The sequence below is a fragment of the Streptococcus chenjunshii genome (assembly GCF_003086355.1).
Lineage (GTDB): Bacteria > Bacillota > Bacilli > Lactobacillales > Streptococcaceae > Streptococcus > Streptococcus chenjunshii.
This window is the reverse complement of the sequence record NZ_CP031733.1, coordinates 2,049,920-2,070,646: the sequence shown is the minus strand read 5'-3', so window position 1 is coordinate 2,070,646 and position 20,727 is coordinate 2,049,920. Positions and strand designations below refer to the sequence as shown.

At 42.9% G+C, this 20,727-nt stretch carries 17 protein-coding genes; 15 read left to right on the top strand and 2 right to left on the bottom strand.

Translation table 11 applies throughout. The annotated features are described in order from the left end of the window. Positions 1 to 91: 91 nt before the first annotated feature. From DDV21_RS09895 to DDV21_RS09850, 10 genes are all read left to right on the top strand, one after another. Positions 92 to 2,011 carry a DUF2207 domain-containing protein gene (locus DDV21_RS09895; protein WP_116878443.1) on the top strand — a complete coding sequence of 640 codons (1,920 nt, stop codon included), beginning with the start codon at positions 92 to 94 and terminating at the stop codon, positions 2,009 to 2,011. Positions 2,012 to 2,069: 58 nt separating this feature from the next. Beyond that, positions 2,070 to 2,909, top strand: coding sequence for an undecaprenyl-diphosphate phosphatase (locus DDV21_RS09890; RefSeq protein WP_116878444.1), 840 nt, complete (start codon positions 2,070 to 2,072; stop codon positions 2,907 to 2,909). Positions 2,910 to 3,095: 186 nt separating this feature from the next. Further along, entirely contained in the window at positions 3,096 to 3,851 is a 756-nt protein-coding gene (gene mecA / locus DDV21_RS09885; protein WP_116878445.1) for an adaptor protein MecA, read from the top strand. 1 nt (position 3,852) lies between these two features. Next, positions 3,853 to 5,031, top strand: a complete 1,179-nt coding sequence (locus DDV21_RS09880) for a glycosyltransferase family 4 protein (protein WP_116878446.1) — start codon at positions 3,853 to 3,855, stop codon at positions 5,029 to 5,031. Positions 5,032 to 5,258: 227 nt separating this feature from the next. Beyond that, the gene (gene sufC, locus DDV21_RS09875; RefSeq protein WP_116878447.1) at positions 5,259 to 6,029 is read left to right on the top strand and encodes a Fe-S cluster assembly ATPase SufC; all 771 of its coding nucleotides are present in this window, start codon (positions 5,259 to 5,261) and stop codon (positions 6,027 to 6,029) included. Between the two features lie 40 nt (positions 6,030 to 6,069). Beyond that, positions 6,070 to 7,332, top strand: a complete 1,263-nt coding sequence (sufD, locus tag DDV21_RS09870; RefSeq protein ID WP_116878448.1) for a Fe-S cluster assembly protein SufD — start codon at positions 6,070 to 6,072, stop codon at positions 7,330 to 7,332. A gap of 37 nt (positions 7,333 to 7,369) precedes the next feature. Further along, positions 7,370 to 8,596 carry a cysteine desulfurase gene (locus DDV21_RS09865; protein ID WP_116878449.1) on the top strand — a complete coding sequence of 409 codons (1,227 nt, stop codon included), beginning with the start codon at positions 7,370 to 7,372 and terminating at the stop codon, positions 8,594 to 8,596. Continuing rightward, complete coding sequence (gene sufU / locus DDV21_RS09860; RefSeq protein ID WP_116878450.1) at positions 8,583 to 9,026, top strand: Fe-S cluster assembly sulfur transfer protein SufU; 444 nt, start codon at positions 8,583 to 8,585, stop codon at positions 9,024 to 9,026. The genes DDV21_RS09865 and sufU overlap by 14 nt, the downstream gene beginning before the upstream one ends. A 57-nt stretch (positions 9,027 to 9,083) precedes the next feature. After that, positions 9,084 to 10,502: a Fe-S cluster assembly protein SufB gene (gene sufB, locus DDV21_RS09855; protein ID WP_116878451.1), complete on the top strand. Its 1,419-nt coding sequence runs from the start codon at positions 9,084 to 9,086 to the stop codon at positions 10,500 to 10,502. 223 nt (positions 10,503 to 10,725) lie between these two features. Next, entirely contained in the window at positions 10,726 to 11,505 is a 780-nt protein-coding gene (locus DDV21_RS09850) for a DUF6612 family protein (protein ID WP_116878452.1), read from the top strand. 123 nt (positions 11,506 to 11,628) lie between these two features. Here the strand turns inward: DDV21_RS09850 and pbp3 are convergent, their stop codons facing one another. Then, positions 11,629 to 12,858: a D-alanyl-D-alanine carboxypeptidase PBP3 gene (gene pbp3 / locus DDV21_RS09845; protein WP_116878453.1), complete on the bottom strand. Its 1,230-nt coding sequence runs from the start codon at positions 12,856 to 12,858 to the stop codon at positions 11,629 to 11,631. 143 nt (positions 12,859 to 13,001) lie between these two features. Between pbp3 and DDV21_RS09840 the strand changes: the two genes are divergently transcribed. From DDV21_RS09840 to DDV21_RS09820, 5 genes are all read left to right on the top strand, one after another. Beyond that, positions 13,002 to 14,651, top strand: a complete 1,650-nt coding sequence (locus DDV21_RS09840) for a peptide ABC transporter substrate-binding protein (protein WP_116878454.1) — start codon at positions 13,002 to 13,004, stop codon at positions 14,649 to 14,651. 110 nt (positions 14,652 to 14,761) lie between these two features. Further along, the gene (locus DDV21_RS09835; protein ID WP_116878455.1) at positions 14,762 to 15,676 is read left to right on the top strand and encodes an ABC transporter permease; all 915 of its coding nucleotides are present in this window, start codon (positions 14,762 to 14,764) and stop codon (positions 15,674 to 15,676) included. A gap of 10 nt (positions 15,677 to 15,686) precedes the next feature. Then, positions 15,687 to 16,718, top strand: a complete 1,032-nt coding sequence (locus DDV21_RS09830) for an ABC transporter permease (protein ID WP_116878456.1) — start codon at positions 15,687 to 15,689, stop codon at positions 16,716 to 16,718. Between the two features lie 12 nt (positions 16,719 to 16,730). Then, positions 16,731 to 17,783, top strand: coding sequence for an ABC transporter ATP-binding protein (locus DDV21_RS09825; protein WP_116878457.1), 1,053 nt, complete (start codon positions 16,731 to 16,733; stop codon positions 17,781 to 17,783). Beyond that, positions 17,776 to 18,711, top strand: coding sequence for an ABC transporter ATP-binding protein (locus DDV21_RS09820; protein WP_116878458.1), 936 nt, complete (start codon positions 17,776 to 17,778; stop codon positions 18,709 to 18,711). The genes DDV21_RS09825 and DDV21_RS09820 overlap by 8 nt, the downstream gene beginning before the upstream one ends. A 551-nt stretch (positions 18,712 to 19,262) precedes the next feature. Here the strand turns inward: DDV21_RS09820 and DDV21_RS09815 are convergent. Then, complete coding sequence (locus tag DDV21_RS09815) at positions 19,263 to 20,492, bottom strand: IS110 family RNA-guided transposase (RefSeq protein ID WP_116878459.1); 1,230 nt, start codon at positions 20,490 to 20,492, stop codon at positions 19,263 to 19,265. Positions 20,493 to 20,727: the final 235 nt, after the last annotated feature.

Below are 20,727 nucleotides of genomic sequence, written 5' to 3'. Positions count from 1 at the left end.
AATAGGGTTGTATTTCAATGTTCTTCGCCTATAAATAGAATAATGATACATTTTTATGATAGAATAATAGGAAAAGAGGGGGGGAGATAGGATGAAAAAGTTTTGGCTGGTGTTTGCACTTTTGCTGGTCAGTTTAGGATTTGCTCGAGCTGCAGCAGCCGCAGATGTGGACTACAGCATTACAAGCTATACCGGTGATTTGGTTATTAATGAAGACAACAGTGCTGATTTTACTCAGACAATCAGCTACCAGTTTGATTCATACTACAATGGTCAGGTTGTTACTCTAGGCGAAGCAGGTAATATGCCTGCAGGTTTTTCTATTGACGGCGACCCTTCCGTAGAGGTCTATAATAATGGAGTACGTGCTGATACTTATGATATCACAACGACTCCTTTGGGAGACGGCTATGAGGTGAGAGTATACAACTCAGGCGTCAGCGGCAGTAAGGTTAAACTGGTTATTCACTGGCAGCTCTATAATATCTTATACAAATATCAAGATGTTGCTGAGCTTAATTGGGTTCCGATCAGTGACTGGGATGTGACCTTGCATAATGTCGAGTTTAGAGTCAGAACAGCGAAGGAAGCTGCTGACAGTCAGCTGTGGGCGCACCAAGGTTATTTTAAACCGGTGCCTAAGGTCAATGCAAAGGACAGCGGCTATACAGTTTCTGCCGGCAGTGTTTCTTCTAAGTTTGAGCTGCACGCCTATTGGGATAAGGATGTGATCAACACAGCGATAGAAAAAAATGAAGCCGGCAAGGAACAGATTATCGCTCAAGAAAAGAGTATCTCTCGGACGGGTAGCTTTTTGAACGTCTTCTTTGCTTATTTGCTGCCAAGTGTTTGTCTTCTTTATTTAGGCTATGTTTTTTGGAATTTTAGAGGCTTGAGAAAGAACTTAAACCGTTATCAGCGTTCCGGCCGCAAAGCGAGACTGTACGAAGTGCCTGAAGAGCTTTCGCCTCTGCTTTTGACGCAAAATATCTTTGGAAGCAGTTTTTCTCAGCTGAGTCCCTATGCTGTTGAAACGAAAAACTCATCTATCCGTTTTGTCAACTTGATTCAGGCTGTTCTACTGGATCTTATTGACAGAAAAAACTTGCTGTTGACTAAAGAAAATCAGAAATTTTACTTGGCAGTTAGCGATTTGACAAGCTTAAGCGAAGAGGAGCTGGTTCTAGTTGATATGGCCTTTGGCAATGAAACCAAACTGGCCTTAGATGGACTGTTTTCAGCCTACCAGTATGACCACAAAGCTACTCTTAAGAAGCTGAAAAAGAAATTTAAAGGGAAAAAGCTGGAAACCGAAGTTCGGAAAGCGTCTAGTAAAGTATTAAATACTATTAGAAGAAAGAGTATAGAAATTTCAGATTGTACTGTGGAGCATCTTGACAAAGACGGGCTTGCATCACCTTATCGGTCTTTAATGAAAGATGAGGAGAAGCAGTTGACTAGATATACAATCCTGCTCATTCTAATGGCAGTCGCTTCATTAGGATTGTTTATTTACTTTATATTCAAAACAAGTGATTTGAAACTGATTTATGGTGCTCTTCTAGTTTTTTCAATTGTTGTGTTTACTTATCTCGTCAGCAGTTCAAGGAAATATTATAATCTGGGAGTACTGACAGAAGAAGGCGGGGAAAGAGTTTACTATTGGCAGAGTTTCAGAAATATGATTCGTCATATTAATGCTTTTGACCGGGCTGACATAGAAAGTGTGGTAGTCTGGAACCGGCTTTTAGTTTACGCGACTCTTTTTGGCTATGCTAAAAAGGTTGAACGCTATTTGAAAGTTCATCACATTCAGTCCTTGGGTGCACTTTCGCAAGTGCCGTCCACAGATTTTTATCCCGCCCTTGCCCTATCGACAAATCATTTTGTGCAGACTTCCTCCAGTGCAGTGACGTCATCGCATTTTTCGATTTCTTCCGGCAGCTCCGGCAGTTTTGGGGGCGGCGGCTTTTCCGGCGGCGGAGGCGGCGGGGGCGGCGGAGCCTTTTAGCTGTTTTTCGCTCCCGTTTTCGATTCAGATTTTGCCATAAAAAAGATAAAGGAGTATTATGTTTATTATTGAGTTATTGAAGGCTATCTTTTACGGAATTGTCGAGGGGATTACTGAGTGGCTGCCGATTTCCAGCACAGGGCACTTGATTTTAGTGCAGGAATTCATTAAATTTAATCAAAACAAAGACTTTGTGGATATGTTCAATATAGTTATTCAGCTGGGGGCTATTTTAGCGGTTATCGTTATCTATTTTCGGCGGCTTAATCCTTTTCAGCCCGGCAAGACGGCGCGTGAAATCCAAATCACATGGCAGCTCTGGGCTAAGGTCGTCTTAGCCTGTATCCCTTCGGCAATTTTTGGCCTGCTGCTGGATGACTGGATGGAAGCGCATTTCTATAATTTTGTCGTTGTAGCCTTCATGCTGATTCTTTACGGCGTTGCTTTTATTTGGATTGAAAAACGCCATCAAAATGTCCAGCCGCAAGTAACAAGTTTGGCACGCATGTCTTACCGCACGGCTTTTTATATCGGCTGTTTTCAAGTGCTCAGTATTGTTCCGGGAACCAGTCGTTCCGGGGCAACAATTCTGGGTGCCATTCTGATGGGAACCAGCCGTTCTGTGGCCGCCGATTTTACTTTCTTTTTAGCTATTCCTACGATGTTTGGTTACAGCGGTTTGAAAGCGGTCAAATTCTTTATTGATGGCAATACACTTGCTTTCAGTCAGCTGATTATTCTGCTGGCAGCCAGTGTGACTGCCTTTATCGTCAGCCTGTATGCTATCCGTTTCCTGACGGATTATGTTAAAAAACACGATTTTACTGTCTTTGGCCAATACCGTATTGTGCTTGGCTTTGTTCTACTAGCTTACTGGCTGCTGACATTAATGCTGTAAAAAATACTATTATAATAACAAAATTTTAAAAGTCCAGATCAGGCACGGAAGCTGTTCTTTTTGCTGATATATTTTTTACCGCTTTGCAGGTATTCCTATAGTTTGACTGTTTTTTTGGCTTGAAATTGAAAAAAGGATCTATTTCCTGTATAATAAAAGAACTACTTCTATGAGGTAAAGATAAGTATGGAAATGAAACAGATAAGTGAGACAACCTTAAAAATCACCATCAGCATGGACGATTTGGAAGAACGCGGGATGGAGCTGAAGGACTTTCTGATTCCTCAGGAAAAGACAGAAGAGTTTTTCTATACCATCATGGATGAGCTCGACTTGCCCGATAATTTTAAAGATACGGGCATGCTGAGCTTTCGTGTGACTCCCAGAAAAGATCAGATTGATGTGTTTGTAACAAAGTCAGATTTGAATAAAGATCTTAACTTAGAAGATTTGGCAGAGTTTGGCGATGTATCGCAGATGACACCCGAAGATTTCTTCAAGACTTTGGAAAAATCTATGCGGGAAAAAGGCGATACGGAAGCGCATGAGAGACTGGAAAAAATTGAAGAGATGATGGAGGAAGCCGCAGATTCTGCACTCGGAGCCTCCAAATCTGCAAAAGACGGTGAAAAAGAGGAGGAACCGGCCGATTATATTCATTATGTGCTCGATTTTCCTAATTTAAAAACAGCTGTTGCTTTTGCAAAGACAGTCGATTTTGATATTGAAGCTTCTGAATTTTATAAGGAAGGAGCGTCTTACCATCTGGCTGTTCTGCTTAACTTAGTGAATAAACCGAGTTATTATGCCAATATAATATACGCTCGTCTCTTAGAGCATGCTTGGCCGGGAACTAAGACGCGTGCTTATCTGCAGGAACATGGCGTAGAGCTGCTGATGACTGATGCGGTTCAGCAATTACAAATGATTGAGTTGGTATAATATGTTTCCATTTACGATTGAATTTGTGCTGGTCTTAATTGCTGCATTTCTCATGTCTTTGATAATGACTCCGCTTGTCCGCTTTCTTGCTTTCAGAATAGGTGCTGTCGATAACCCTAACGCCAGGCGGATCAATAAGGTGCCTATGCCCAGCAGCGGCGGTTTGGCTATCTTCCTTTCATTTTTGATAGCTGCGCTGATATTGATGCCCTTGGTTATTAAGACTGAGATTTGGGGGATTTCCTATTTCGATTACATTCTGCCTGTTGTCGCAGCTGCATCTCTTGTTATTGTCACAGGGCTGTTTGATGATATCTATGAACTAAATCCTAGGACTAAAATGGTTGGTATCGTGTTTGCCGCTGTTATGATCTGGGCTTTTACAGATTTTAGGTTTAATAGTTTTAAAATCCCTTTTGGCGGTCCGCTTTTAGCCTTTGGACCAGTTTTAACCTTTGTGCTGACGGTTTTGTGGATTGTCTCCATAACAAATGCCATAAATCTGATAGACGGCCTGGACGGTTTGGTGAGCGGAGTGGCTATCATCAGTCTGCTGACAATGTCAATTGTGTCCTATTTTTTTCTGCCTGAGACAGATTTCTTTCTAACCCTGACTATTCTTGTTTTAATTATGGCTATTGCCGGCTTTTTCCCTTATAATTATCATCCGGCAATCATCTATTTGGGGGATACAGGCGCCCTTTTTATCGGTTTTATGATCGGTGTTTTGTCGCTTCAGGGGCTGAAAAATTCAACTGCAGTTGCTGTGGTGACACCGGTTATTATCTTAGGCGTCCCTATCATGGATACAGCGGTCGCTATTATCCGCCGTAAGTTGTCTGGCCGCCCGATTTCTGAGGCGGATAAGATGCATCTGCACCATCGTCTGCTGGCTATGGGCTTTACTCATCGGGGTGCAGTTTTGGTAGTCTACGGCATTGCTATGCTTTTTTCCTTAATTTCTTTGCTCTTAAATGTTTCCAGCCGCTGGGGGGGTGTTTTGCTCCTAATCGGTGCGGCCTTTGCTTTAGAGATTTTTATCGAAGGTTTAGAAATTTGGGGGCCCGGACGCACACCTTTATTTAATATTTTGGCTTTTATCGGCAATAGTGATTATCGTCAGACATCAATTAAAGTCTGGCGGGAAAAATGGCGACAATTTAAAAAAAGGAAAGAATAACTTAGAACTGGTAACAAACCCTCTCGGTTGACGAACCGAGGGGGTTTTATATAGCTGAATACAGCGGACTGAAAAGAGGAAATCTTACAGATAGCAGGTTCTTTAAAATTTTGCTATAATGATTCTGAACTGCTGACAATAGGGGCGGCTAAACCGCATACGGCTGTCCGGGGCGGACTGCTTAAACAGCGGTCCTCAAACTTTAATTAAAATAAAGGAGTAGACAAATGTCTGTGCTTGAAATAAAAAATCTTCATGTTTCTATTGAGGATAAGAAAATCTTAAAAGGGGTTAATCTGACGCTTAAAACAGGAGAGATTGCTGCTATTATGGGGCCGAACGGAACTGGGAAATCGACCCTTTCAGCTGCTATCATGGGCAATCCCAGCTACGAAGTGACCGAAGGCGAAATCCTTTTGGACGGTGAGAACCTCTTAGAGCTGGAAGTTGATGAGCGTGCCCGTTTAGGTATTTTCTTGGCTATGCAGTACCCGTCTGAAATTCCCGGGATTACCAATGCAGAGTTTATTCGTGCCGGTATGAATGCTGGTAAAGCGGATGATGAGAAAATCAGTGTCCGTGATTTTATTGCAAAGTTAGATGAAAAAATGGAACTTCTGGGGATGAGAGAAGAGATGGCAGAGCGTTATCTTAACGAAGGCTTTTCAGGCGGAGAGAAAAAGCGCAATGAAATTTTACAGCTGCTCATGCTTGAACCCAAATTCGCTCTTCTTGACGAGATTGACTCCGGATTGGATATTGACGCACTCAAGGTTGTTTCAAAAGGGGTTAATGCTATGCGCGGAGCTGATTTTGGCGCTATGATTATCACACATTATCAGCGTTTGTTAAATTATATTACTCCTGATGTTGTGCATGTTATGATGGACGGCCGGGTTGTACTGTCCGGAGATGCTCAGCTGGCTGTCCGTCTGGAAAAAGAAGGCTATGCCAATATTGCTGAAGAATTAGGGCTTAAGTATGAAGAGGAAGCCTAAAGCTACAGATTTTTCTGCTTAGCAGCATAAGGAGGGAAAAGTGACAAAAGAATCCATTTTAAACTTCTCACAAGCTAAGGCTGAGCCTACTTGGCTGCAAGAACGCCGTTTAACAGCTTTAGCTAAAATTGATCAGCTGGAACTCCCTAAAATCGAGCGGGTTAAATTTCACCGCTGGAATCTGGGTGACGGAACGATTGAGGAAAATAATTATTCGGGGGCAGTCCCGGATTTTACAGCTCTTGGCGATAACCCTAAACTTGTTCAGGTCGGTACGCAGACCGTCTTAGAGCAGATGCCGCCTGAATTAGCTCAGCAAGGGGTTGTTTTTACAGATTTTTATTCGGCTCTTGCGGAGCAACCGCAGCTGATTGAAAAGTATTTCGGTTCAGCTCTTAAATTTGATGAGGATAAACTGGCAGCTTATCACACGGCCTACTTTAATAGCGCGGCATTCCTGTATATTCCGGATAATGTTGAGATAGAACAGGCTATTGAGGGGATTTTCTATCAAGACAGCGACAGCCCGGTTGCTTTTAATAAGCATATCCTGATTATTGCCGGACGTAACAGCAAACTGACTTATCTTGAACGTTTCGAAACGATTGGCAGCGGCCATCAGCCAACATCTGCTAATATCAGTGTTGAGGTGATTGCATTGGCGGGCAGTCAGGTGAAATTCTCTGCCATTGACCGTCTGGGGAATAATCTGACGACCTACATCAGCCGCCGGGGGCGCCATGACAATGATGCTGTCATTGACTGGGCACTGGGTGTTATGAATGAAGGCAATGTTGTCGCAGATTTTGATTCAGATCTCATCGGTGAGGGAAGTCAAGCTCATCTCAAGGTTGTTGCGGCGTCCAGCGGCCGTCAGGTTCAGGGGATCGATACACGTGTGACCAACTACGGACGAAACTCAGTCGGTCATATCCTGCAACATGGTGTTATCTTGGAACGCGGGACTTTGACCTTTAATGGCATAGGTCATATTATTAAAGGTGCAAAGGGAGCCGATGCTCAGCAGGAGAGCCGTGTTTTGATGCTGTCGGATCAGGCGCGCTCGGATGCCAATCCTATCCTTTTGATTGATGAGAATGAAGTAACCGCTGGACACGCGGCTTCGATCGGCCAAGTGGATCCGGAAGATATGTACTATCTGATGAGCCGCGGGCTCGATCGGGAAACAGCTGAGCGTCTGGTTATCCGCGGTTTTCTGGGGACAGTTATCACAGAAATTCCGGTTAAAGACGTCCGTGATGAAATGATTGCTGTTTTGGACACAAAACTTGATAAACGGTGATATATGAGACAGTGCTTGGTGGATAAGGAGAAACTCCATGTTTGATGCGAATGATATCCGTCAGGATTTTACAATTTTAAATCAGACGGTCAATGACGAACCGCTGGTTTATCTGGATAATGCTGCGACGACACAAAAGCCCCAGCAGGTTTTAGCAAGTCTGCAGCAATACTACCAGCATGATAATGCTAATGTTCATCGCGGGGTTCACACTCTTGCGGAAAGAGCAACTGCCCGTTACGAAGCCAGTCGGGAAAAACTGCGGCGTTTTATCAATGCTGCCTCTGTCAAAGAAGTTCTTTTTACCAGAGGAACAACAACTGGTTTGAATTGGGTGGCTGATTTTGCACAGGGCGTGCTTCAAGCAGACGATGAGGTCCTTATTTCTGTCATGGAACACCATTCTAACCTTATTCCTTGGCAGGAAGCCTGTCGTAAAAGTGGCGCCAAGCTTAAATATGTGTACCTGAAAGATAATGCACTTGATTTAGAAGGTTTAAAGCAGCAGGTCAATGCCAAAACAAAGTTTGTCAGTATAGCGCATGTTTCAAACGTTCTGGGTTGTGTCAATCCTATTAAAGAAATTGCCCATCTGGTTCATAAATATGATGCTTATCTGGTTGTTGACGGTGCTCAGTCTGCACCTCATATTCCGATTGATGTTCAGGATTTGGACTGTGATTTTTTTGCTTTTTCCGGACATAAGATGCTGGGGCCGACCGGAATAGGTGTTTTATATGGGAAAGCATCTGTCTTAAAGGACATGCCTCCTGTGGAATTTGGCGGTGAGATGATTGATTTCGTCTATGAGCAGACAGCAAGCTGGAAGGAGCTGCCCTGGAAATTTGAGGCAGGGACGCCTAATGTTGCTGGTGCTATCGCTCTTGGAGCCGCAGCGGACTATTTAGAAACTTTGGGAATGGATGCTGTTCGTGCTCATGAAGAAGATTTAGCAGCTTATCTGTTGCCGCAGCTTCAGGCAATTGATGGCTTAGAGCTTTACGGGCCGCAGAAAGCTGACAGGCATTTGGGGGTGTTTTCGTTCAATCTTTCAGGACTGCATCCGCATGATGTTGCAACAGCGCTCGATTATGAGGGCGTTGCTGTCCGTGCAGGCCATCATTGTGCCCAGCCCTTGCTGCGGCATTTGGGGATCCAGTCGGCCGTTCGTGCCAGCCTGTATATTTACAATACAAAAGAAGACTGCGACCGTTTGATCTCTGCCATTCTTAAAGCAAAGGAGTTCTTCCATGGCACTTTCTAGTTTAAATAGCCTTTATATGGCCGTGGTGGCGGATCATTCTAAAAATCCTCACCACCATGGTGTTTTAGAGAATGCAGAGCATGTCCAGCTTAACAATCCAACTTGCGGTGATGTGATTTCGCTGTCCGTTCGGTTTGATGGTGATTATATTTCTGATATTGCCTTTGCCGGGGACGGCTGTACCATTTCAACGGCATCAGCCAGCATGATGACTGATGCTGTTCTTGGAAAGACATGTTCAGAAGTTTTAGCGCTGGCAGATGTTTTTTCAAAAATGGTACAGGGCGAAAAGAGCGCAGATCAGGAAAAGCTGGGGGATGCTGAATTTTTAGCCGGTGTTTCTAAATTTCCGCAGCGGATTAAATGTGCAACATTAGCCTGGAATGCAATCAAAATGGCGATCGAATCACAGAAAGCAAATAAGAAATAGAAAAGCGGCCTGCTGGTGCCGCCAAAAATAAAAAATATAAATTGCGAAAGGGAGACAATGGCAGAAACAAACGAAAAAATTGAGCCTAAACCAATTGATCTGGGAGAATATAAATTTGGTTTTCACGATGATGTTGACCCTGTCTATTCAACAGGTAAGGGATTGAATGAGCGGGTTATCCGTGAGCTGTCAGCTGCAAAAAATGAGCCGGAATGGATGCTGGAGTTCCGGCTTAAGTCTTTAGAGATTTTTAATAAGATGCCCATGCAGGACTGGGGGCCAGATTTATCAGCTATTGATTTTGAAGATTTGATATACTACCAAAAGCCTTCTGACAAGCCGGCCAGAACATGGGAAGAAGTGCCTGATAAAATCAAAGAAACCTTTGAGCGAATCGGTATTCCTGAGGCAGAACGCGCTTATTTAGCTGGAGCCTCCGCTCAGTATGAATCAGAAGTTGTTTATCATAATATGAAAGATGAATATGATAAACTGGGAATTGTGTTTACAGATACTGACTCTGCCCTTAAAGAATACCCTGAGCTTTTTAAACAGTATTTTGCTAAATTGGTACCGCCCACAGACAACAAATTGGCGGCTTTAAACTCAGCGGTCTGGTCAGGAGGGACCTTTATTTATGTTCCCAAAGGGGTGGAACTGGAAATTCCTCTGCAGACTTATTTCCGAATTAATAACCAAAATACTGGCCAGTTTGAGCGAACCCTAATTATTGTTGACGAAGGGGCCAGCGTACATTATGTCGAAGGCTGCACAGCTCCGACCTATTCTACAAACAGCCTTCATGCAGCAGTTGTTGAGATTTTCGCTCTTGAAGGCAGCTACATGCGCTATACAACCATTCAAAACTGGTCTGATAATGTCTATAATCTGGTAACAAAACGGGCAAAGGCAGCTAGAGATGCTACTGTGGAGTGGATTGACGGCAACTTGGGTGCCAAAACAACAATGAAATATCCGGCGGTTATTTTAGATGGGGAAGGTGCGCGCGGAACCATGCTTTCCATTGCTTTTGCAAATAAAGGACAGCATCAGGATACCGGAGCTAAGATGATTCACAATGCTCCACATACGTCTTCGTCAATTGTTTCTAAATCGATAGCTAAGGGAGGAGGAAAAGTAGATTATCGGGGGCAGGTCACTTTTGCTAAAACGTCCAAAAAGTCTGTCAGCCATATTGAATGTGATACGATTATTATGGATGACATTTCGGCATCGGATACCATTCCTTTCAATGAAATTCATAACTCTCAGGTCGCCCTTGAACATGAGGCCAAGGTTTCGAAAATTTCTGAAGAACAGCTCTACTATCTGATGAGTCGGGGGCTAACTGAAAGTCAGGCTACTGAGATGATTGTCATGGGATTTGTTGAGCCCTTTACAAAAGAGTTGCCAATGGAATATGCTGTTGAGCTGAATCGCTTAATCAGTTATGAAATGGAAGGTTCCGTAGGTTAGAGATGCTACGGATTGTTGTTAGGATTGCAAAAGCGTTTGATTCGGGGATACCTGAACCAAACGCTTTTTTGACCTCAAAACTTTGTTCGGCTGTATCCGCCTCTTGGCTATTATCATTGAGGATCGGTTCTTCTGGCATTGTTACAAGTTTTTAACAGTTTTAAAGGATTATGAAAAAGCTTTCAAAAAAGTGATATAATAATGTCTATTAGGAGGAATATGTATGAAAAGAAAGTTTTATTATGGTTTTGTCTGTTTGCTTGCTTTTCTCTGTTTAGCTGCTTGCCGAACAACGACCAATAGCCAAACAGCCAAAACATCATCAAGCACCCAAAAAGAATTAACAGTTGAACAGCTGCTGAAGAAGGTCAGGAAAGCGAACAAAAATAATCAAATGACCTCCGTAGCCTTGGATATGTCAGTGGATATAAAATCGAATTCTGGCAGCAGCCATCAAGATTTTTCGGCTCAGTCACAATACAACAACGGTGATTTAATCGGTGTAAACTTAAAGATTGAAGACGAAAACAACGGCACCGTTTCCTACGAAGAGGACATTATCACTCAAACAGATGGGAATAAATTCGACTATTACCAGCGAACGTCTGAAGACAATCAGTGGACCAGCGGAAAATTGGATACAGTTGACTTGGATCCTGATTATTTTTCTTTTTTAGATATTATTTATAATATGGCTGATGACCTGACAATTGAAGAGGAGGATGACGCTTATGTTCTGAACCTGCGCAGTCAAAACATTGATATCATCTCTCTTTTTAGCGATGAGCTGAATCTCACTTTGACAGGTGTGGAACAGACAGAAGTTGACAAGGATTTTGAAATCAGTTTTGATAAAAAAACATTCTATTTAACAGGTTTTGATTTGAGCTTAAACTACAGCGGAAGCAAAGGGAAACTGGTGATGGATGTTGACGGCAGCTATTCTGACTGGAATAAAGTCAGCGATTCCGTTTTTAATGCGCCAACAACAGACAATATTTGATCAAGATTCCTGCTGAAAGAAGTCTCAAAAAAATTGAACTGCATAAAAACAACCAGACAGCAAGTGTCTGGCTGTTTTTTTCAAAGTACAAGACAGTTCAATCAGTTTTGCAAAAGACCGATGCTAGAGCTTTTCGTTGACATAGTTGACAAAATGGTTCCACCAAACCTTTAAGAAGAAACTGCGCTCCACTTCGTTTTTAGTCACCAGTTCGATATTCGGCGGTGCCTGAAGATATCCGCTGCCTATGATATTGCCATCTGAGAAGGTGGCCGTTCCTATAGTCTGCCCTTTACGAACTGGGGCAGTAGATGTGTTGATATCTAGAGATAAACTGCCAGCTTGATCGGCGGATTTTTTTTGGACAACTTTTAAGTCTGATTTAGCAACTGCAGCCACCGTTTTTGCCTTGCCATCAAGAACGACTCCCTCGCTGTCCCTATAACTTTCTCCAGCAGCGAGAAGTGTCGTCAGTTCAAAATTATCTTGAACATAGTTTAAGATATTATTGGTGACTTCAAAGCGGGCATAATCATTTCCCTCACCGGCTTCGGCATTCATTACGACCGAAATTATCCGCATCCCGTTTTCCGTTGACGTAGCAACGAAACAGGGGCCAGCTGCTTCTGTTGTTCCTGTCTTAAGTCCATCGACCCCTTCTCGGGCATAAGGCATATCAGGCAGCATATAATTATAAGTATTTATAGCGGTGCCGGCAAATACAGCACTGGTTTTCTGAGTAATATTGAGGACATCCGGATACTCGGTAATCAAATGGCGGGCAATAATCGCAATATCTAAAGCACTCATTTGATTTTCAGCATTCGCATCTGAGTCCGGATAAATATGTTCCCCGAGATAACTATTATTGAGGCCGGAAGCGTTGACCAGACTGGCGTCATAGATGCCCCATTCCTGCAGCTGGGCCTGCATCATATCAACAAAGGCCGTTTCAGAACCGGCAATGTGCTCAGCTAAGGCAATGGCTGCGCTGTTAGCGCTGGCGATTAAGGCTGCGTTAACCAGCTGTTCGACGGTATATTCCCTGTCTTCCATGGGGACATTGCTGGCATCGGAATTGGCTGTTAGGTCATAGGCATAGTCGGATATAGGGACCTTACTGTCCCAGCTGAGATGCCCCTGATCGATCTCTTTATAAACTAGATAAACTGTTAAAATCTTTGTCATAGAGGCAATACCGTCAGGTGTTGCCGCATCTTTTTCATAGAGGATTTTTCCTGTGGACACCTCAACAGCTAAGGCGTGCTCGGCTTCGGCCTCAAAATCATCAGCTCTTACGGCTCCTCCCCAAAGACTCAGCAGTATAAAAATAAACCCCAGTAGTTTTTTCATTGTTATCCCTTCCAGATATTTTCTTGATTTATTATATCATAAAATCACAACAATATTTTCTGTTATAAAAATACTTTGATTAAGGAAATTTTATGGTATAATGGTACTACAAAAATGAAAAGAAAATTATAGGAGGGCTTGATATGGCCTTAAACACTCGCTTATGGAAACGCATTAGTCTTGGAGCGACTGCTCTTGTTTCCGCTGCTGTTTTAGCAGCTTGCGGCAGCAACACTCAATCAAGTACCGAAATTAATTGGTACACTCCTATTGAAATTTCCACTTTGGATATTTCAAAAGTAACTGACACCTATTCTTCAATTGCTATCGGCAATTCCGGCGGAAATCTTCTTCGTATTAATGAAGATGGGGAAGCGGTTCCTGATTTAGCGAAAAAGGTTGATGTCTCCGATGACGGCCTGACCTATACAGCAACTTTGCGCGACGATTTGAAATGGTCTGACGGCAGTGAACTGACAGCTGAAGATTTTGTTTACTCCTGGCAGCGGATTGTTGATCCGAAAACAGCTTCAGAGTATGCTTATTTAGCTGTAGAAGCTCACCTCCTTAATGCGGACAAGATCAATGATGGGACAACTACAAACCTCGATGAACTGGGAGTTAAGGCAGACGGCAATAAGGTTATCTTTACGCTGACAGATCCTGCACCGCAGTTTATCTATTATCTGTCTTTCGTCAATTTTATGCCGCAGAGCAAAGACTTTGTTGAAAAAGCCGGAGATGACTATGCGACAACGTCGGAGGATTCACTTTACTCAGGCCCTTATACGGTTGAAGATTGGAATGGTACGAGCGGTACCTTTACTCTTGTTAAAAACGAAGAATACTGGGATGCTGATAATGTTAAAACAGAAAAGATCAATGTTCAGACCATCAAAAAACCGGATACAGCAGTGCAGATGTATAAAAACGGTGAGCTTGATCTAGCTAACATTTCTGCCACTTCAGCGATTTACAATGCCAATAAAAGCAATAAAGACGTTGTAGATGTTCCGGAAGCTGTGACTTCCTATATGGTCTATAATCAGACAGGTTCAATTCCGGCACTGACTAATACCAAGGTGCGTCAAGCGCTCAACTTAGCGACCGACCGTGAAGGGATTGTTGAAGCGGCAACTGATACAGGTTCTTCAGCTGCAACGGCTCTGGTGCCGACAGATCTTGCTAAGTTATCTGATGATACTGATTTGGCTGAATATGTTTCCCCAGGTTATCAGTATGATGCGGATGAAGCAGCGAAACTCTTCAAAGAAGGTTTAGCTGAAGTTGGGACGGATTCTTTGACGCTGACAATCACTGCTGATTCAGATAACCCTGTAGCTAAGGCAGCTGCTGATTATATCAAACAAACATGGGAAGAAGCTCTTCCGGGGCTGACAGTTGAAGAAAAATTTGTGACCTTTAAACAGCGTCTGGACGATACTAAGAACCAGAATTTTGAGGTTGCTTTAGTGCTTTGGGGCGGTGATTATCCTGAAGGTTCTACCTTCTACGGCTTGTTTACAACAGATGCCCCTTATAATTATGGGAAGTTCTCAAACAGTGATTATGATGAAGCTTATAATAAGGCTATCACAACAGATGCTTTAGATCCTGATGCGGCTGCGGCTGACTATAAAGCGGCTGAAAAGGCACTTTATGACAATGCTTTGTATAATCCTATTTACTTCCGCAAGACAGAAGCTCTGCAAAACCCTGATATTAAAGGTCTTGTACGTAATTCTACAGGCTTGAGCGTTGACTTCACTTATGCCTACAAAGATACCAAATAATTTTCGGTAAAACAGTAAATAATTGGCAAGAATTGGCTGGTTCCAATTCTTGCTTTTGTTGGGAGAAAAAATTTTTCTCCCAACAAAAGCAAATTAGAGAAGGAAAGATTATGGCTAAATATATTCTTAAGCGTGTTGCGATTCTTCTTGTGACACTCTGGGTTGTTGTGACCCTTTCGTTTTTCCTCATGCAGATACTGCCTGGGACCCCTTACAACAATCCTAAACTGACAGATGAAATGGTTGCTTTGATGAATAAGCAGTACGGACTGGATAAACCCATCTGGCAGCAGTATCTGAAGTATCTTTTTGATGTTCTGCATGGTGATTTTGGAACCAGCTACCAATCCATCAATCAGCCCGTCTCCCGTTTGATTGCTCAGCGGCTGGGAGTCTCTGTTCACCTTGGTGTACAAGCCTTAATTATCGGTTTGTTGGCAGGGCTTTTTGTCGGTGCTGCTTCAGCGCGCAATAAAAATAACTGGCTGGATAATACACTGAGTATTATTTCAACCTTGGGAATTTCGGTCCCTGCTTTTATTATTGGTCTGATCCTTTTGGACTATTTCGGCTTTAAATGGGGACTCTTTCCTCTGGCCGGCTGGGGCACTTTTGCGCAGACTATTCTGCCTTCACTGGCTTTGGCAATTCCGGTTATGGCTCAGGTCACCCGCTTTTTTAGAAGCCAGATGATCGAAACGCTGAATTCTGACTATATTCAGCTGGCCAGAGCTAAAGGTCTGACTGAACGGCAGGTTGTCAATAAACACGCTTATCGAAATTCGATGATTCCGGTTCTGACTTTGGTTGGTCCTTTGGCTGCTAATCTGCTGACAGGTTCTGCTTTGATTGAACAGATTTTTTCAATTCCCGGCATCGGCCAGCAGTTTGTTACCTCAATCCCTACTAAGGATTATCCGGTTATTATGGGGACAACAATTGTGTATGCTGTAATGCTGATGGCCGCAATTTTGATTACCGATATTATCACAAGTATTGTCGACCCTCGTGTGCGCTTGCAGTAAGGAGAATGTGATGGCAAATAAAAATGAAATGTTTAAACTTGTTGGGGTGGGCTCAGCCAGCTCTCAAGAAAAAATTGAAAAGCCAGCTCTTTCCTTTATACAGGACGCATGGCGGCGGCTGAAGAAAAACAGGCTGGGAGTTATCTCAATGTGGTTCCTGCTTTTTCTGATTCTGTTTTCAATGGTCTCTGTCATCTTTGTTCCTCAAAATGAGGCTAATAAATTTAATACTAAAGAAGTGACTGTATACCGTAACCTTCCGCCCAAAATAAGTGACAGTCTCCCTTTTTGGAATGGAACTATCACTTATGCCGGAAATACAGAATCGACAGATGTTTACGCTGATCAGGGAGTTCCTGAAGGAACTAAGTTTATTTTAGGGACTGACAATCTTGGACGAAGTATTGCTAAACGTATCATTGTCGGGGTCAGAATTTCTCTGCTTATCGCTATTGCGGCTACCTTTATTGACCTTATCATCGGAGTAACCTACGGCTTAATTTCCGGCTATATCGGAGGTCGGGTCGATACGGTGATGCAGCGGATTATTGAAATCATTTCTTCGATTCCCAACTTGGTCATTGTGACGATGCTGGGTCTGCTTCTTGGAAGCGGTGTAATGTCGATTATCATTTCGATTGCTATTGTCGGATGGACAGCGATGGCGCGTCAAGTCAGGAACTTGACTCTGTCTTACCGAGAACGTGAATTTGTTTTGGCCGCACGGTCTTTAGGAGAAAGCAGGCCTAAAATTTCTTTCAAGCATATTCTTCCTAATATTTCAGGAATTATTATTGTCCAGATTATGATGACTGTTCCTAACGCGATCATGTATGAAGCGGTGCTGTCAGCAATTAATTTAGGCGTCAAACCGCCGACAGCATCTCTGGGATCGCTGATTACCGATGCACAGGAAAATCTGCAGTATTATCCGTATCAGGTTATGCTTCCGTCTCTGGCTCTGGTCTTTATTTCGCTGGGCTTTATACTCTTAGGCGATGGGCTTCGTGATGCTTTTGACCCTAAATCAGGCGATCGTTAGGAGGAGAGAAAAATGAGTAAAGAAACAATTTTACAAGTCAAAAACCTCCATGTAGATTTTCATACTTATGCAGGGGAAGTTAAAGCCATCCGCGATGTTAATTTTGAGCTTAAACAGGGGGAAACGCTTGCCATAGTCGGTGAATCAGGAAGCGGGAAGTCGGTCACAACCCGCACCCTTATCGGTTTATCTGCAGCTAATGCTAAAATGACCGGCGATATTGACTTTAAAGGAACTAAGCTGCATGAGCTGAAAGAGGAAGACTGGGTGAAAATCCGTGGAAATGAAATCGCGATGATTTTTCAAGATCCGATGACCAGCCTTGACCCGACAATGAAAATCGGAAAGCAGATTGCTGAGCCGATGCTGCTTCATGAAAAAATTTCCAAGCAGGAAGCCATGGACAGAGCGCTTGAATTGATGAAAAATGTTGGTATTCCCAACGCTGAAGAGCATATCAATGATTACCCTCATCAATGGTCAGGAGGGATGCGTCAGCGGGCTGTTATCGCTATCGCATTGGCAGCTAATCCTGATATTCTTATTGCCGATGAACCGACCACAGCACTAGATGTGACCATCCAAGCTCAAATTCTTAATCTGATGAAGCAGATTCAAAAAGAGCGTAACTCTTCAATTATTTTTATCACACATGACCTTGGAGTGGTTGCCGGAATGGCTGACCGTGTGGCTGTCATGTATGCAGGTAAAATTATTGAATATGGAACTGTTGATGAAGTGTTTTACAACCCGCAGCATCCTTATACTTGGGGATTGCTCAATTCAATGCCGACAACCGATACGGAAGCCGGCAGCCTTCAGTCTATTCCGGGGACACCGCCGGATCTGCTGAATCCCCCTCAAGGAGATGCCTTTGCTCCGCGGAATGCGTTCGCCTTAGATATTGATCATGAACAAGAACCGCCAATGTTCAGAGTTTCTGACTCACATTATGCGGCAACTTGGCTGCTGGATGAACGAGCTCCCCAAATAAAGGTACCTGCTACCATTGAAAAACGTTGGCAAAAGTGGAAAAAACTGAAAGGGGAGAAGTTCAGTGACTGAAAACCGTAAAAAGCTTGTTGAAGTCAAAAATATCTCTTTGACTTTCAATAAAGGCAAAAAAAATGAGGTCAAAGCCATTGACAATGTCAGCTTTGATATTTATGAAGGTGAAGTATTAGGACTGGTAGGTGAGTCCGGTTCGGGAAAAACAACTGTTGGCCGAGCTATCCTCAAGCTTTATGACATTGACCAAGGTGAAATCATATTCAATCAGCAGAAGATTTCACAGTTACAAGGGAAGCAGCTCTACGATTTTCGCAAAGATGCCCAAATGATTTTTCAGGATCCTCAGGCCAGCCTTAACGGCCGTATGAAGATTCGTGATATCGTAGCTGAAGGACTGGATATTCATAAGCTGGCTAAGAGTAAAGAAGAACGTCAGCAAAAAGTTCAAGAACTGCTGTCTCTTGTAGGGCTTAATAAGGATCATATGACTCGCTATCCCCATGAATTTTCTGGAGGGCAGCGTCAGCGGATTGGCATCGCTCGGGCATTAGCAGTTGAACCAAAATTTATCATCGCTGATGAACCAATTTCAGCACTTGATGTTTCCATACAGGCCCAAGTTGTTAACTTGCTGCAGCAGCTGCAGCATGAGCAGGGGCTGACCTATCTTTTTATTGCCCATGATTTATCGATGGTGAAATATATTTCTGACCGTATCGGCGTTATGCATTGGGGCAAAATTTTAGAAATAGGATCAGCTGATGCTGTTTACAACAACCCGATTCATCCTTATACCAAAAGCCTTCTGACGGCTATTCCCGAACCGGATCCGGAATTCGAACGTCAGCGCGTTCATCAAATTTATGATCCAAAGCAGGAGTTAGATGGTCAGGAAAGGCAGATGCATGAAATTACTCCAGGTCATTTTGTGCTTTCAACGGCTGATGAAGCAGAAGCTTATCGGGAAACTGCAAAGAAATAAAATATCTTGTGCAGAATCCAAGGACAAACAAACTCCTGATGAAAGAGTGTCCTGTGTCCTATCTGTGACTGCATTAAGTTAGGAACTGTTGGGACAAGAACAAACGCATACAGCTGAATGAAGGGACTTTATGTGTATACAGTTCCTTTTTAGTGAGACTGGGGTAGGTTATCTATTTTGGGATACCTATCCCATTTTTATATGACTTACGGTCTTGTGTGGCAAAAAACAGCCATCTGTTGAACAGGTAGTCATGAGTTAAGGTCGAAAACCATTAGACATAAACTTTGGTATAACCATCGGTACGGATGGAAAAAGCAGGATGCTATCTATCCATCTCTTTTCCTTGTGATTTAGAAAAGCGTTATTAACCTGAAAAAAATCAAGCAAAAGGCTTGCCAGAAGAAAAATGTTGTGATAAACTTGTTTTTGTATCAGATACAAAAACATAAAAAGAGGGGAAAGTTTGAAAAAAATAAAAGTTAATTGATTTCCTGTTTATCCTAATTTTGGGCATGCTAAAAAGAGGTCTGGAGCCCTGATTTTTAAAATTAAGCTACGGTGAATCCGTGTTGTTGTGCAAAACAAATAGCGTCTTGAACAGACATTGTCTTATTTGGGTTTCTGACTTCAGTTAAGCCTTGCAAGGCCGGATTGTAATTTTCCTGTTTTAGAAGGACTTGGTAGATAGCTACTAGTAGTCTGCGACAGATAGCGATAATCGCTTTTCGGTGTCCACGTCGTTTCTTGAGCTTGAGATATTTGTTTCTAAACTCTGGGTGTTTCTCTGACTTGACGACAGCGTTAGCGATTTGAACGAGAAAGGGTTTGAGGTATTGTCCACCTTTAGAAATACGAGTAGAATATTTCTTCCCAGCACTTTCATTGTTGGCAGGAACAAGACCTGCCCACGAACAGAGTCTACCGGCCGTGTCAAAAATTGTCATATTAACGCCAATTTCAGAGATGATTCTGAGAGCGGATAGCTCTTCTTTAAATCCTGGGACAGTTTGAATGAGTTTAACTTGTTCTTTATACTCTTGTCCCAATTCTCGTATCATCTGTTCTAAGTCTTCTTTACAGATAGCGAGGGCATCGTAGTGAGCTTTGATAATTCTGATTTTCTCGGCTTGTTCAGGTGTTAAGCAGCCTTCCATAGCGATTTCTAAGTCTAGGACTTTATCTTTCATCCTCTTGTGAACCAGCTGCTCAATATTTGGTTTCTCCTCTGGATTGTCAAGGATGCTCTGAATGATGGTTTGAGCACTTTTTCCGAAGACATCGGAAACAACACTTGCAATCTGAAGGTTAGACCAGGTCAGACAGTTTTGGTAACGATTCTTCTCGCTAACCTGAAGTTGCGTTAGCTTCATGCGGTAGCGAAAGAGGTCACGGAGTTGTCTGATTTTCAGAGGAGGGATAAAGCTTGAGGCAACGAGGTCATGCTTGAAGAGGTCAGCCATCCACTGAGCATCTTTCTTGTCGGTCTTCTTGCCTCTGATAGCCTTGACATACTTGGGATAAGCCAAGCAAATGTTGCAGGTTTCTTCAAGGATATTGAAGATAGGAATCCAGTATTTACCAGTAGATTCCATACAGACATTAAAGCAGGAATAGTATTCCAACCAGTCTTGTAGCTGAAGTAGCCCATTTGTAAAGGTTGAGAAGCGTTTACGGTGGTAGCTAGTGATACCGTGATTGTCGGTGATGGCAATAACAGCTACGATGAAGGTTTTATGCACATCGATGCCACAACAATTTGGGTAAACAATTTTTAACATGAGGAGTCTCCCTTCACCATATTTGAGAAGTACCTATCCTTTAACTGCTCTTCCTTTTCACAAACGAGTCGCTTATCCAAATATAAGTTTACGTGCTCAGAGTCACAGTTAGTTGTGCTTGATAGGATGAGCTACACCTATAACTATTCGAGGTAGTAGATGGACTACTCACTTACTCTCCTCCCCGTGATTTGTAGTTGTGATAGGTCTTCTCATTTTCATTATAGACTAAATC

Bases quoted from the DNA above. Each gene is read 5' to 3' on its own strand.
- DDV21_RS09895 (WP_116878443.1), top strand. From the start codon at position 92: ATGAAAAAGTTTTGGCTGGTGTTTGCACTTTTGCTGGTCAGTTTAGGA.
- DDV21_RS09890 (WP_116878444.1), top strand. From the start codon at position 2,070: ATGTTTATTATTGAGTTATTGAAGGCTATCTTTTACGGAATTGTCGAG.
- mecA (WP_116878445.1), top strand. From the start codon at position 3,096: ATGGAAATGAAACAGATAAGTGAGACAACCTTAAAAATCACCATCAGC.
- DDV21_RS09880 (WP_116878446.1), top strand. From the start codon at position 3,853: ATGTTTCCATTTACGATTGAATTTGTGCTGGTCTTAATTGCTGCATTT.
- sufC (WP_116878447.1), top strand. From the start codon at position 5,259: ATGTCTGTGCTTGAAATAAAAAATCTTCATGTTTCTATTGAGGATAAG.
- DDV21_RS09865 (WP_116878449.1), top strand. From the start codon at position 7,370: ATGTTTGATGCGAATGATATCCGTCAGGATTTTACAATTTTAAATCAG.
- sufU (WP_116878450.1), top strand. From the start codon at position 8,583: ATGGCACTTTCTAGTTTAAATAGCCTTTATATGGCCGTGGTGGCGGAT.
- sufB (WP_116878451.1), top strand. From the start codon at position 9,084: ATGGCAGAAACAAACGAAAAAATTGAGCCTAAACCAATTGATCTGGGA.
- DDV21_RS09850 (WP_116878452.1), top strand. From the start codon at position 10,726: ATGAAAAGAAAGTTTTATTATGGTTTTGTCTGTTTGCTTGCTTTTCTC.
- pbp3 (WP_116878453.1), bottom strand. From the start codon at position 12,858: ATGAAAAAACTACTGGGGTTTATTTTTATACTGCTGAGTCTTTGGGGA.
- DDV21_RS09840 (WP_116878454.1), top strand. From the start codon at position 13,002: ATGGCCTTAAACACTCGCTTATGGAAACGCATTAGTCTTGGAGCGACT.
- DDV21_RS09835 (WP_116878455.1), top strand. From the start codon at position 14,762: ATGGCTAAATATATTCTTAAGCGTGTTGCGATTCTTCTTGTGACACTC.
- DDV21_RS09830 (WP_116878456.1), top strand. From the start codon at position 15,687: ATGGCAAATAAAAATGAAATGTTTAAACTTGTTGGGGTGGGCTCAGCC.
- DDV21_RS09825 (WP_116878457.1), top strand. From the start codon at position 16,731: ATGAGTAAAGAAACAATTTTACAAGTCAAAAACCTCCATGTAGATTTT.
- DDV21_RS09815 (WP_116878459.1), bottom strand. From the start codon at position 20,492: ATGTTAAAAATTGTTTACCCAAATTGTTGTGGCATCGATGTGCATAAA.